At 61.6% G+C, this 13207-nt stretch carries 15 protein-coding genes; all 15 read left to right on the forward strand.

From position 1 onward, the window contains the following. The first annotated feature begins 1 nt into the window (after window position 1). Window positions 2–244, forward strand: a complete 243-nt coding sequence (locus GGQ66_RS04635) for a hypothetical protein (protein WP_183789914.1) — start codon at window positions 2–4, stop codon at window positions 242–244. A gap of 121 nt (window positions 245–365) precedes the next feature. Further along, entirely contained in the window at window positions 366–728 is a 363-nt protein-coding gene (locus GGQ66_RS04640) for a hypothetical protein (RefSeq protein WP_183789916.1), read from the forward strand. A gap of 2 nt (window positions 729–730) precedes the next feature. Beyond that, window positions 731–1336: a hypothetical protein gene (locus GGQ66_RS04645; RefSeq protein WP_183789918.1), complete on the forward strand. Its 606-nt coding sequence runs from the start codon at window positions 731–733 to the stop codon at window positions 1334–1336. Further along, the gene (locus GGQ66_RS04650; protein WP_183789920.1) at window positions 1336–1707 is read left to right on the forward strand and encodes a hypothetical protein; all 372 of its coding nucleotides are present in this window, start codon (window positions 1336–1338) and stop codon (window positions 1705–1707) included. Before GGQ66_RS04645 ends, GGQ66_RS04650 begins: the two co-directional genes overlap by 1 nt. 4 nt (window positions 1708–1711) lie before the next feature. Then, window positions 1712–2053 (forward strand): head-tail joining protein, encoded by a 342-nt coding sequence (locus GGQ66_RS04655; protein WP_183789922.1) that lies wholly within the window; start codon window positions 1712–1714, stop codon window positions 2051–2053. Continuing rightward, window positions 2050–2523, forward strand: a complete 474-nt coding sequence (locus tag GGQ66_RS04660) for a hypothetical protein (protein WP_183789924.1) — start codon at window positions 2050–2052, stop codon at window positions 2521–2523. The genes GGQ66_RS04655 and GGQ66_RS04660 overlap by 4 nt, the downstream gene beginning before the upstream one ends. 56 nt (window positions 2524–2579) lie before the next feature. Further along, window positions 2580–3305 carry a phage tail tube protein gene (locus GGQ66_RS04665; RefSeq protein ID WP_183789926.1) on the forward strand — a complete coding sequence of 242 codons (726 nt, stop codon included), beginning with the start codon at window positions 2580–2582 and terminating at the stop codon, window positions 3303–3305. A gap of 121 nt (window positions 3306–3426) precedes the next feature. After that, window positions 3427–3873, forward strand: a complete 447-nt coding sequence (locus GGQ66_RS04670) for a hypothetical protein (RefSeq protein ID WP_183789928.1) — start codon at window positions 3427–3429, stop codon at window positions 3871–3873. Between the two features lie 53 nt (window positions 3874–3926). Continuing rightward, complete coding sequence (locus GGQ66_RS04675) at window positions 3927–4247, forward strand: hypothetical protein (protein ID WP_183789931.1); 321 nt, start codon at window positions 3927–3929, stop codon at window positions 4245–4247. Then, window positions 4244–7942 carry a phage tail tape measure protein gene (locus GGQ66_RS04680; protein WP_183789933.1) on the forward strand — a complete coding sequence of 1233 codons (3699 nt, stop codon included), beginning with the start codon at window positions 4244–4246 and terminating at the stop codon, window positions 7940–7942. The genes GGQ66_RS04675 and GGQ66_RS04680 overlap by 4 nt, the downstream gene beginning before the upstream one ends. Window position 7943: 1 nt before the next feature. Then, window positions 7944–8429, forward strand: a complete 486-nt coding sequence (locus tag GGQ66_RS04685) for a hypothetical protein (protein WP_183789935.1) — start codon at window positions 7944–7946, stop codon at window positions 8427–8429. A gap of 1 nt (window position 8430) precedes the next feature. Next, the gene (locus tag GGQ66_RS04690) at window positions 8431–10365 is read left to right on the forward strand and encodes a hypothetical protein (protein ID WP_183789937.1); all 1935 of its coding nucleotides are present in this window, start codon (window positions 8431–8433) and stop codon (window positions 10363–10365) included. Next, complete coding sequence (locus GGQ66_RS04695) at window positions 10362–10967, forward strand: hypothetical protein (protein WP_183789939.1); 606 nt, start codon at window positions 10362–10364, stop codon at window positions 10965–10967. Before GGQ66_RS04690 ends, GGQ66_RS04695 begins: the two co-directional genes overlap by 4 nt. Further along, window positions 10967–12424 carry a hypothetical protein gene (locus GGQ66_RS04700; RefSeq protein WP_183789942.1) on the forward strand — a complete coding sequence of 486 codons (1458 nt, stop codon included), beginning with the start codon at window positions 10967–10969 and terminating at the stop codon, window positions 12422–12424. The genes GGQ66_RS04695 and GGQ66_RS04700 overlap by 1 nt, the downstream gene beginning before the upstream one ends. A 62-nt stretch (window positions 12425–12486) precedes the next feature. Next, window positions 12487–13176 carry a hypothetical protein gene (locus GGQ66_RS04705; protein WP_183789944.1) on the forward strand — a complete coding sequence of 230 codons (690 nt, stop codon included), beginning with the start codon at window positions 12487–12489 and terminating at the stop codon, window positions 13174–13176. The last annotated feature ends 31 nt before the right edge of the window (window positions 13177–13207 follow it).

The following is a 13207-nucleotide window of genomic DNA, read 5'->3' on the forward strand; positions in this document are numbered from 1 at the left end:
CATGGCGAAGAAGCCCGAAACAACCCCGTCGGAAAACACCATCGAACCGATCGTGACCGAGGAACTCTACAACGCCACGCTTACCAGGACGGTCAAGCACGACGGCAGATTTCATTGGCCGGGTACCGTGTTCTCGAACATCGGCGTCGATTTCGCGTCGGAACTCCAGAGCGCCGACGCTGCCGTGATCACGGCAGTAGAAATCGCCGAAGTCCAGGCACCCGACGAAGACCCCGTTGCATGACGCGTCTATCTCCGCGCGAGCATGCCTCAGGCCCCTGGTTTTCGTAATCGGGGGCCGTTTCGTTTCACCGAGCGTCACACATTAAAAGACGCCATCCTCAAGGGAAACACGGAGTCTTCAAATGGGTAGCTTTGCGACCAAAACGATATTCGGCGATCCCGAGCTTATTCCGGTCATGCCGCTGGATACCGCGAACGCCCAGATCAAGCTCATCTCGAGCGCGTCTCATAATGCTGATTTCGTCATACCTGACGGCATACAGCTCGTGGAAATCGTCGTCATCGCTCAGATCGAGAGCGCGGATATCGTCAATCTTTTTTACAGCGACAACCCCGCCGCGACCCCAGCCCTGAACCCCTACCCTGTCGGCCCGTGCTCCGGCACGTCGCGGCTGACATACGCCATCGGCGAGAGCCGAGACCTCAGCATCTTCCTCGCGCAACCCGCTACGGGCAGCGCGATGGTTGCAATTTTGGGAGCCTGATAATGTTCAACTCGGGTTCTCCAAGCTCTCCAGGTGTCTCAAAAGCCGAGCTGGAATTTGCGAAAGCTGAGATGATCTCTCAGATGATCACGCGGGAAAATTTAAACACGGCGATCGGCCGGAGCGGCTGGGTCAGCCTCGGCACGCTCAGCCTGAGCGGCAAGAATTTCATTGATTTAACTAATGTTTCTTCCGATGCCAATGAACTCGACCTCGCGCTCCAAGGCGTCTCGACGACCGCGACGTCGAGTATGTACGCTCGCGTCTACGGCGAGACCGGGTCGCTGCTGTCGAGCGGCTATTATGGCTACCTCAACAACTTGGCCGGATCGACGTTGTCATCAGTCGCTGAGAGTCCAGGCGACGCCGCCATCCTGGCGGGCAGCCTGCTGGCGAACGGGTACATGTCGGGAGGTATCAGGTTGCGTAGGCAGCTCGGCAACACTTGGCGCATCGAATCATCGGTCTTCGACGCCGCAAACCGAAGTATGTTTTCTTGCCATGTCACGACGGCCGTCGGCGTCGGGATCACGGGCATCCGTCTGCTGCTAGGAACCGCAGGCGTGACATGGGACGACGGGTCCGTGACAACAAGATGGAGACGGTGATGGCACGTATTGGTCTACGCTACAACGCCGAAACGGACACATACGAGGACGTCGAGGACGATTTCGAGATCGCAGAAGTCGTGATCCCGTCGCCGCCGATCTCCGATCGTCAATTTTTCCACCAGCTCGCGATCGACGGTCGCATATCCGAGGCCGAGGCATTGGCCGCCGTAGCAACCGGGACGCTCCCCGCTGCCGTCGAGACGATCGTGTCAGGCCTGTCCAGCGTCGACCAGTTCTCAGCACGCATGCTGATGACCGGGGCGACGAGCTTCCACCGAGATCACCCCCTGGTGATAGTATTCGCCACGGCCATCGGTATGGACGCCGACGGCCTCGACGAGTTCTGGTCGGCCGCATCGGAGCTGTGACGTCATGCTCCTGACCAGCGCACCCGGATTTGAAGACTTCGCCCGAACGCTGCTCTCCACGGGGAACGCCGAGGACGTCGTGCTGAAATCCGCCGGCGGTGGCGAGAGAACGATCCGCGCCATCGTCAGGCAGAAAGCTCGGGAATTCCCCGAGAGCCAGCGGGGGTACGCGATGAAGACGATGCTCAACACCCTGCGTGTCGACCCCTCGGACATCCTCGACATCCAGAAGGACGATAGCTTCGAGGTCCGAGGCGTCACCTACAGCATCGCTGACAAAGGCAACGGCATCCGCCCCGACGGCGTGGCCCTGGTGACAATCGATCTGGAGACGACCCCGAGATGAGCATCGAACAGGATATCGTGGACATCATCATCGCCCGCATCGTCGCCGAATGTCCCGAGTTCGGAGGTCGTGTCGAGGAATCAGCGCACGTACCTCTGACTCCAGAAGATTGGCCGTGCGTCCGCGTCCAGCTGCCAACGACCCAGACCGAAACCCGCGACGGCGGACGACAGGGTCATCGTCCCCGTAAGAACGATGGTCAGATTGCCATCAGCCTCGTTCATGACGGTAGGGACACAAGCGTTCTGGCCGTACAACGCGCGCTCGGCCTGCGGATCGACAAGGCGCTCATGGACGAACCCTTCCTGCGCGGCGCGGACGGCAAGGCGCGGGTTTCCGAACTCATTTCCACCGGGTCTCAATCGGGCACGACGAGCAATCGTGGCTCAGTCGTCTCCGTCAGGCAGCTCTTCTACTCGGCAACCTGGCGGACCACCGAACAAAACAATTCCGTGCCGATGCACGCTTAACCGGGAGTCGCCACATGGCTGCATCTTATTCCGTCCTCAGCCCGAAATTTTACAAGATGTCTCGCGCAGAGGTCATCTTCCGCGTCCTCAAGAACGGCGTAGCGATCACGCCCTTCCGCCAGTTCGGTGACGTGGACAAGTTCGGGTTCAACCTGACGTCCACGAAGGTGGCGCGCTACAGGAAGAATGCTCGCGTGCGCACCAAGGCGAAGGAAAGCGTCACTCAGATCGACTCCGCAGTGTCGATGACGGTTTACCAGTTCACCCAGTTCGTCAGGATGATGTCGATCCTCGGCGTCGCAGTTGATTACGAACAGGACGCGGGAGACTTCGAGTATCAGGAGACGGCAGCTGTCGGCCTGTTCTACGTCGGCGTTCAGGATATCGAAGTCACTGGGATCGCCTCGGGTTCCACCACATTCACCGCTGGCCAGTTCCGCACGGTAGACCCTGAACTCGGTATCGTCGAGGTCTTCGAGTTGCCCGCGGGTCTTGCCGAAGGAGCCGTCTTGACGATCAGCGGTACGAAGGGTGCTATCGCCAAGGGTACCAGAATGAAGGCCAAGGTTGGCGCTCAATCTTCTAACACCCTCGAAATCATCGTCCGCGACGTCGGCGAGGATTCCATTCCTCAGGCGCTCCACTTGTACCAGGTCGAACTATCGCCTGCGAACGAGGTGGCGTTCATCGGCGAAGACGACTTCGACTCGGTGGAGTTCACCGGATCGGCGCTGGACACCTCTCAGGGGCTGGGCGTCCTCATGGACCTAAGGGACGAGTGATCGGCCGCATCCGACCTTGCGAAGCCGCCCTCGTTGGCGGCTTCTTCATTTTCACCGGGTCTCACGCGCGCCTGCCGCGCTCTCCTGATCCAAGCGCTGGAGATGCGCCACAGGAGAGACCATGACCGCACTTGCCCACCGAAACCTCGCCGCGTTCAAGGCGATGAAGCGGACCCACACCGTCGTCATCGGCGACACCAAACTGGAAATCAGCCCGCCGGGCCTCATCGAGATCATCGAACGCGTCGAAGCCGAAGTCAGCCATGAAGACCTCAGCAGGTTCGCCACCGGCGACGTCGATATTCCGGGTCTCCTCCGCAAGGTGCCCGCGCTGGCCCGCTGGATCGGTGTTCGTAGCCTGGCCGCCAAGGCCGACGCCGAGGCCGCTGCCGAGATCGAGGAATACGTGATCTCCCTTCTGCCCGACGAGCTGTTCGAACTCGCTGAAGGCATCGTCGCCGCCATCATGCCCGACACAGAGACCTCTAAAAAAAAGCTGGCGAGCCTGGGGCTTCGGTTCGGGATCACGGTCGAGAAGCCCGCTCCGGCAAAGGTCGCAGCCGAGTAAGCCACCCGTCGCAGGTCAAACCTTCCACAGGTCCGTCTCTGGGCCTGTGGGAAATGCTCGACCAGGCCTGCGCCGTCCTCGTCGAGGCTGGCTATCCCGATCCCTGGATGATGACACCGCGGCAGATCATGCATCGACTGCACATCCATAGGCACCTGAAAGATTACGAGGGCCTTCGGGAGCTGGATATCGCGACGCTCGCCTCGCGTGGCGACGAGAAGACTATTGAAAGTTTCCGATCCGCAATCACCGAGCGTCACGCGCCCGAACGGTCTCACAGTGAGGAAACATCGGCACCCGTACCCGTGTCGGACGCGACGGCCAAGAGGCTCGACGCCCTGCACGGAAACCTTCCCTGGAGAGATCGTAAGTGACCCAGCCCATCATCAACGCGAAGATCAGATTCCAGGGTCTCGACGAGATCAAGGCTTCGTTCGCGTCGATATCGGCAGACTTCGAACGCGCCGCCGACCGCATGAGCGATGCGGGCAAGAAGGTCGGCGACGGGCTGTCCAAGTCTGTCGGCGTCGCCAACACCACGCTGCGCACGACCGGCACGGTCGGGGTCCGCAGCTTCGGCCTGATGAAGAACGCCGTCGGCGGCCTAACGACGATCATCAAGACGTCATCGAGCATGGTCACCGAACTCGGAAAGGCCGCCGTCAACGCTTCCGGCAAGATCGCTACCCTCGGCGTCGGCGCTGTGGCTGCCGTCAACGGGTTCGGTATCAAGGTCGGGTCCTCGATTTCGGAAATGGGCAAACTCGCCCGCGCGGCTGGCGTCTCCACCGAGACGTTCTCGCGGCTAGCTTCCGCGACCCGTCTGGCTGGCGGCTCCGTCACGGACATCACCACAGGTCTCCAGTCTCTATCCGACCGCATCATCGACGCCTCCAAGGGCGGCGCGTCCGAGGCCTATTTCAAACAGATCGGCGTCAGCGTCCGCGACCTCAACGGGGAGATCAAGTCGACCGACCAGATTCTCGACGAAGTCGCCGACGGCCTCAAGGCAATCCCCAAGGACAACCTCCGCGCCAGCGCCGCCGTCGACCTGTTCGGGACGAGCGCCACGAAGCTCCTGCCGATCCTCGAGGACGGCGCGGAGGGTCTGCGCAAGTATTCCGCACAGGCTGACCAGTACGGCACCACGGTCACGGAAGCCCAGTCGAAGCAGGCGTCCGATCTCATCGCGAAATCCCGGAAGGTCCGCGAAGCCCTGATCGGCATCTCGTACAAGGTCGGCGACGCCCTGTTGCCCCAGCTCACGAAGAATTCCGAGAAGACAGCCGCCTTCCTCGCCAAGAGCGGCGACCGGATCGCGAAGATCGTCGGGGACGCCGCCGCCAACATCACCAGCCTGTCCGCCGATATCGCTCGCGCGTTCATGGGCGACATCGGAAAGATCGAGCGCGGATGGGTCCGCAAGCTCGTCCCGGCACTCAGCACGGTCAAGGATGTCCTTGCCGACGTTCTCGACATCATCGGCGGTAAGACAGCCACCAGAGCGACCTGGCTTAACGACGTCTGGAAGGCGCTGAACTCTGCGTCGGCTGCGGCGTGGTCGCTAGCCCAGGCAATCGTCGCGGCGGCCGGCTACGGAGAATCACAGTTTCCGACCCTTGCCGAGATCGCGGCGACCGTTGCCGTTGCCTTCGACAACCTGCGACAGGGCATGTCCGGGGAAAAGGGCGAATACTCGATGCCGTGGGCGGGCAAGATCGGCGAGACGATCCGCAGCCTCGGCATCGCCGTCGGTGCGGTCGCGGGCGTCATCGTCAACTACCGTGACGAGATCGCGACTGCCGTCGCCTTTATCGCCTCGGCGTTTTCCGACCTCGTAGTGGCGGTTGCCACGCTCCTGAACGGTGACCAGATTGCAAAAGAAAATCCCTTCGCGTTCCTCGGCCCGATCGCCGACTGGGTCAAACAGCACCGCGATACCATCGTCAACCTGTTCAAGAACCTGCCGAACGATATCGTCGTCGCGGTCACCACCGTGAAGGACATCTTCGTCACGTTCTACAAGGGCCTTGACGCCGTCGCGAAGGCGCTTGGACTGGACAGTGGCGTCCAGCTCGGTCTCGTGTTTCTCATCCTGCACCTGACGAAAGCGACCGCGATCTTTCAGACGATCGCGACGGCGATCTCCACGACGCTCTTTATCGTCAATGGTTTTGCGGGTGTTTTGAGGTCGGTCGGCCAGTTGATCTTCAGCGCGATCATCCCGGCGCTGACATGGCTGACGACGCTGTTCGTCGGAGCCACCGCGCCGATGTGGGTGATGATCGGCGCTGCAACCGCTATCGCCGTCGCGATCGCTGGTATCGGATATGTCGTCTACCAATTTCGGGATGAGGTTTGGGCCGTTCTGAAGTGGGTTTTTGGAACGCTCTGGTCCGCCATGAAGGGCATCGTCCAGACGATCCTGCACCCCGTCGAAACCTTTAAAAGCGCCATCCGCTCGATCGCCGAGTGGTTCGGGCTTATCGATCCCGTAGAAATCTCCAAGCCGTTCGAAGAAGCGGGCGACCGTATTCTCGATGCGTCCGGCAAGACCGTCGAGCGGGTCGAGAAAGACCACGCCGCCATGGAAAAGGCGGCCGCCGACAGCCGCCAGGAAATGGAGAAGGCATTCGGCACGATAAAGGACAAGGGCTCGGAAGCCTTCGGCGGCGTCACGGAGAACGTAAAGGAACTGAAGGCCGAGATCAGCACGGCGGCAACTGAGAGCACGAGCAAGTGGGACGCCATGTTCGCCTCGGGCAAGGACGCCGCAAGCGGTGCGACCGCTTCCATGGGCGACCAGTTGCGCAAGCTGCAGCAGCAGTACGGTCTGACTGGCGAGCAAATGAAGACCTCGGCCATGGACACGACGTCCAAGGTCTCCGAGCAGCTCGCCGATCTCCGGAAAGAATACGGACTGACCAGCGAGCAGATGGGCGCAGCCATCTCCGACACCGTCGGAGTTATGGACGAGAAGCAGATCGCCGCGATCAAGGCGGCGCAGGATCGCATGTCGTCCCTCGACGTCTCTCTGCCCGATCTGAGCATGCCGACGTCTCTCGGCACAGCTGGCCTCGACGCCGCGAAGAAGAAGCTGGACGAACTTGTGAAGTCCGGGGCAAAGCTCCCCGAGGGCCTTGGCGGCACGCTCAAGACCTCGTTCGGCGACGTCAAGGACGCCACGGCCGACGCGGTCGACAGCGCGAAGGAAGCCATGGCCGAAATGCCAGACACCTTTGCGGACTTCGGCGACCGCGCTAGGGACGCCCTTACCGACGGCATGGAAAAGGCCGGCACGGCGGCGGACTACGTGGAAACACAGACCGCCAAGGCGGTAGCGTCCATGAAGACCATGTGGGACTCGAGCGACGAGTATCAAGCTGCGGCTTTCGAGAAGACCAAGTCCACCTGGAGCCGGATGACCGATTTCTTCCGAGAGCAGGTCGATGCTACCCGCATCGTCTTCCATGGCCTGTGGCGCTCGTTCGACCTCGCGCCAGCCCTGGCGTATTCCGACGTCACCGACAGTTTCGAGGGACTGTTTCCGTATTTCGACGACCTGGCGACCCAGATCGGCGACCGCTTCCGAGCGTTATGGAGAGCGATCACGGCGGAGGCTTCCGATGCTGTCGGACGCATTTCCGAGACCATTCCATCGTTTGGTACTCAAGGTTCGATAGGTTCCGCAGACAAGTCTCCGCGCCTTGCAACAGGCGGGATCATCCGTGGCCCCGGCGGCCCCGTCGGCGACAAGATCAGGGCGTGGCTCTCGTCTGGCGAAGGTGTCGTCAACGCCCGTGCCGTCACGCACTACGGCGAGAACTTCATCCACGGTCTTAACAACCTCATGATCCCCAGAACCCATTTCGCCACCGGCGGCATCGCGGGTCAGATGGTTCCGGCATCATCAGGCATGGAAAACATGGGGTCTTGGAATCTCGCCCTTGGCGGCCAGCGCATCGGCCAGGTCTTCGCCGAGCGCGACGCCGTGCGCGCCGTCAACCGCGCCATGAACAGGTCGGCGGCCGCATCGCGAGGACCGGCCGCACGCTGGAAGAGGAGCTGACATGTATTACGGCGAAACCCATCTCGACTTTCTCGAACTTGGAATCGTTCCGCAGTCGTCGAGAAATCTCGGACAGACGATCACCCCAGACACGCCTGTAGCTCAGCGCCGTCTCGCGAACGGGGACCTGAAGGATCGAAGCCGTCCGAGTCTCAGGAAGTACCGTTCAACGATCACCTTCGGGGACACGTATCCACCTGCGTTCGACGGGCTTTGGTCAGGAGCCATTCTGACTACGCATAACGCCGCCGAACTGTCCGGCGATGCGGGGAAGCCGTTCTCCAGACCGCACGTCCCCGGGTCCGTGATCTGGCGTGACGCGAATGGTGACATCGTGCCTTCCGGCGCAGATGAGGCCGTCGCTCCCCAGGGGGCCACGAATTACACCTACCGGCCGATCATCGTTTGGATGGTCGGAGAGTGGGATATCGATCACGATGAATGGGGAGCTATGGTTTCGGCCACCCTGAACTTGCGCGAGGTCTGATATGGCCTGGGGCGATCCGTATATTGCAATGGTCGATGAGGACGAGGTCTTCGACCCAGCCGTCCACTGCCGCTTCGATCTGGAGGTGGAGCGCATCGAATTCGGGCCGAGTTCTGAGGACGAGTTCGCGACCTTCCAGATCGACGTGCGCCCGCCCGAAGGCGGCCTCGCCAATCCCGGCAAGAAGCAGTGGGCGTTCTTTTCGTATCTCCATCGGAACGGCAACGTCTACTTCCTGGCTAAGGGCAAGGTCGACGCGTTTCCTCTTGGCGGCGATCCTGAGAGCGCCACGCTGCTGTTCAAGTGCGCGCCCGGAGACTGGGAAGCCGCCCAGCTCGTCGTCCTGCAGGCCACCAAGAACGAGGGTCATTATGACGACGTCCTGATCGCGTCCGACAAGCGTGACGACCCCGTCGAACTGCTCGACGGCCAGAGTCGCGTCATAGCCTTCCATCCCGCGACCCATGCCGTCGGTCTGCACGATATCTTTGGCGTCGGCCTCGATGTCATCGATTTCGGCCTCGAATGGTACGACGACAGCCTTTCCGCCGAGGTGACGGCTCCCGCTCTCGAAGAGGTCGAGGTCAACGTCACGGCCACCTGGAAGCAGATGCTGTCCGGGATCGTCTTCGCGACCAACGCTGTCGAGGAGGCTTTCGAAGACGTCGTCGCCACCTTGACACCCGACGATTTTGAAAACCGCTGGCCCCGCGTCGGAGACGGACTGGCGAACGCGAACGGCTATTCGGTGCGCTCGTCGTCGCTCGTGCGGACATACCCCGCAGGCCAGCCCGAGAAAGCCGGACCTTTTCAGGGCTCGTCCGACAACTACCAGTACATCACCGACTCGAACCTCACGGCCAAGGAAGCGCGGCCCGTCGAGCTTCCCATCGTCTATTACGACCCCGACATCAGCCTCTCCTGGTCGGCCGAGCAGACCCGCACCGAGCGTATTAAAATTGTCCTCCGCTCGGGCGCTCAGGACACGTCCCTTGGCAAGGGCGGCAGGCAGGTTATAGACCTCGACTGTCAGGATGTCACGATCGACGACGTCACTCCGGCATGGAAGTCGTCCACTTATTATTCCGTCGGAGCGGTGGTCCGTCAGGGCAGCGCGAACTGGCGTCGTGTTTCCGCTGGCATGTCGGCCGCGACTTGGGGGCTTGATTTCAAGCGGGTCGATACGACGTCCTTCCCACCGGTCCTCGTCCAGAACTGGGAAAAGCAGGAACTCGACGCGTCCCCGCTCGGCGGCGTCCACCTCGACAGATATCTGACCACCGTACGCGGCCACAGGACGCTGCTCGCCGCAGCCATGCGGGGCCGCGCCGTCCTCGCCGACAGCATGCGCGCCGTCGAGATAACGGTCGAGGTGCCGCTCGACGACGCCATCGAGAAAGGTTTGTGGATCGGCAAGGTCGCGCGCTTCACGATCCCAAGGAGTCGGTTGGCGATCGAAGGCGACTTCCTCGAGGGCAAAGTCACCGCCTACCGCATGACGATATCGGCTGACGACGACGACCATATCTGCTCGATCACCATCAAATGCGCCCTCGGATCGGGCAAGGCAACGCCTGCGCCGGCCGGCACGGTTTCGACGTCACTGACGGGTGACGACTGGGATGTCGTCGCGCTGCCGTCCGTGTCAGCGCTCGAACCGTCGCCTATGAACGCCGGCGGCGTCATCCGCGCCAATGTCGAGAACGCCGTCGCCGATCAGATCGCCTACATCGAGGAACGCGATTATGACCCCGCCGCAGGTCGCACCGACGACAACGCCACCGATCCGAGCAAGCTGATATCCGACGTACCGACAAACTTGTCTTTCGACCTTGTCCCACTCGCGTCCGACGATAAACTCTTGCTGGAAGCGGAAATCATTTCTGCGATCCCGTTCGAGGGACCACGGCAGATCGATCTCGGAGGTGCAGCATGACCGACCTGACCACAGGCATCCGCCGTGCGGCGACGCCCGAGCGTTCCCCAGGACCGAACGTCACGTCGACAGCAGGCGTCAACGCTGGCGATCCGACCCTTCAGTCTCAGCCACCGATCCGCACCGTCGGTGCCACGGCTCCCGCGTTCCCGAAAGCCGAGGGCGCACATAAGAGCAACGGATGGCACGAGCTGACCGATGTCGAGATCAGGGCGTATACGGAGACCATGGTCGTGCTCAACGTTCCCGACGGTGGTTCCGTTGCCCTCGATCCGACACGCTGCCAGATATGGCGCGTCTCCGTTGCAGGGCAGACTACGATCATTTTGCCTATGCCGGAATTCCCCACGGCGGCCACCCCACGGCAGGATGCGCCCGAACGCATGCGGACGTGGTCCTGCGTCCTCATGCTGTCGGTACCTTCAGGCGGATCGATCCCGTCGTTTCAGGGCGTCAGCTGGTCGGAGAAGGCCACCATACCCGACACGCTGAACCCCGACGGATCGCAGCCAGTGAACTATGGTGGGCTGTATGTCTTCACGTTCCTATTCGATCCCGTGTCGAACGTGGTCCTCGGCTTCGAGGGAGGCATGCGCTTCTGATGCTGACCCGTCGCGTCCTCGCCCGCATCCGGAAAAAATACGAGACCTCGGTGTCCCTGTCGCAGTGGTACGCCAAGGTGAAGGGTATCGGCCTGCGCGTCGTCCCCGACGCCGAGGGATATCTGACCTTCCCCAACGACTATTCAGTGACGGAATCGAACGGTGGATATCTCGGTTTCGTCGGCGACGGTATCGTAGCGGGATCGCGCGGAGGCTTCTCCAGCTTCGCGCAGAAATGGTTCACACCACCGTATGACCCTCTGGCTCCCGACGTCAGCGCCCAGAACCGCGCGAGCGGCTCCAATCCGGTGCAGATGCTTCGCGACGTCCTGCTGTCCTTCGGCGGCCGCATCGGGGATCAGGGTGCCGTTCGTGTGACGCTCTACGATAGCGCCTTCGGCACCAACATTTTCGTGCGCCCCGAGTATTCCCACGCCGTCGGCGGCGTCGAGCCGCAATCCCCTGACGGAACCTTCTGCGCCATGTTCCGAGAGGACTGGGCTTCAGGCGTCGTTCTCGACCGGTCAGGCGTCGATGCGTTTCCGGACGCCGACTATGGAAACAAGGTCGTCAGTGGGTCGTTCGTCGTCCCGTACTACGACACGCAGGTCGCCGAGGCCTCAGATTGCTATATGACCATTGCGTCGTCCGACCGCGCCATCGGGTATCACACGCTGCCTGACGATCCACGTCTGCGCCCCTTCATCCCCGCAGGCGCTGAAAGCCTTCCTGTTCTTTTCAGCCGTCGTCAGGTGATAGGTTCGACCTTCGCCCGCGCCAAGAATGCCACGTATTTCATCGCCACGATCCGCTACGACGAGGCCCGTAAGGCACCCGACAATGCCGCCGTGAACGGTTTCAGGAACGCCCAGGCTTCCTACTCTTGGGGTTCCGTCAGCGCCCTGTGCAAGCTGTCTCCCGGGAATGTCGTGACCGTGGAGAACATCCTCTATCGGCATGCCTTCTACCATGCCCCCGGCCGCTATGCCTTTACGACGTCGGATGGCATGGAGCGCATGCATGTGAACAGCCGCCCGGATGGCGCGACCGAGGCCGACTTCCCGCCGCGACCCAGGATGCCGCATCCGCAGAACATCCACTCATCGGAAAACGTCTGGGACACCTCGCTCGAGCCGAGCAACGGCGCGCGTCTTCTCAAGATGGCTGACTACATGTTCGTCCACTCATCGGGACGTCCCATCAACCAGGTCCTCCGTGTTCGTCTCGGTCTCGACAACCAGACCGCCTTGACGTTCGTGACGCTGCCCGAGAACTGGGAGACGTGGACAGCTTTCGAAAACCACGGCGTCCTGCTGCTCGTTGAAGGCGACAACGCGACCATCCACCAGTCGATCGACGCAGCCGAGACATTCCGCACCTGGGTGGCCCCGAGCGCGTCGCTTTACCATGAGCGGGCGGCATGGTCTCCACGTGCGCCTGAGGTCATTCCCGTGTGACCATTCGGCTTGTTCCATTTCCGCCGGCGGCCAATCATTGGTCCATCGGCGATGGAAATGACATGACTGAGGCTCGCAAGAAATATTCCCGTACATCCAAGGGCGACGGATCGGTAAAGGACAATGCCAGGAGCATGTCGCCGATCGAGGAGAACATCCAGATCGGCCTCGCGGAGGCGCTGTCGAGGACCGTGTTCCTGAGGGACATGACCATCGTGGATATCCAGAAGATCATGCCGCATTGGCGAACGGGACACCTTGCCAGCCTGCGGGCCATGAAGATGGACGAGTTCGGCACCTGGAAGCTGTCCTATGCCGCCGAAAAACTCGGCGTGACGCCCATCTGCCACTTCGTCCCGGCCATGGCGCGCTCGGGATACGACGGCGACTTCGCCGAACTATTCAACATCCTGCATGCCGCGGGAGAAGCCTGCGGAAAGGCTCTCCCCGAAATCGGCCAGAGGACTTATCCCTTGGCGTGGGTGGCCTGTGAATCGGCCAGACTGTCATGCCACCTCGCGATCGAGGGCATTCGCCGCAATCGACATTTCGCCGATCGGGAGGCCGAGGATTTCACCCTACAGCTCGTGTCCGCCTCCAGGCTCCTCAATCGCATCACCCATAAGACCACAAGGATCAGGTTGGCAATATCCAAGCTCGAGGCAGCATGCGACGCGCTCGACGAGTTTTCCGAGGGCCAAATCAACCAGGCCAAACCCCACATTTCCGACGAGCCTCACGCTGCCGCTTGATGATCTTCTCTGGAGAAACAAGACCTCCAGA

The sequence above is a fragment of the Allorhizobium borbori genome, from assembly GCF_014196535.1.
In the GTDB taxonomy this organism is placed as follows: domain Bacteria; phylum Pseudomonadota; class Alphaproteobacteria; order Rhizobiales; family Rhizobiaceae; genus Ectorhizobium; species Ectorhizobium borbori.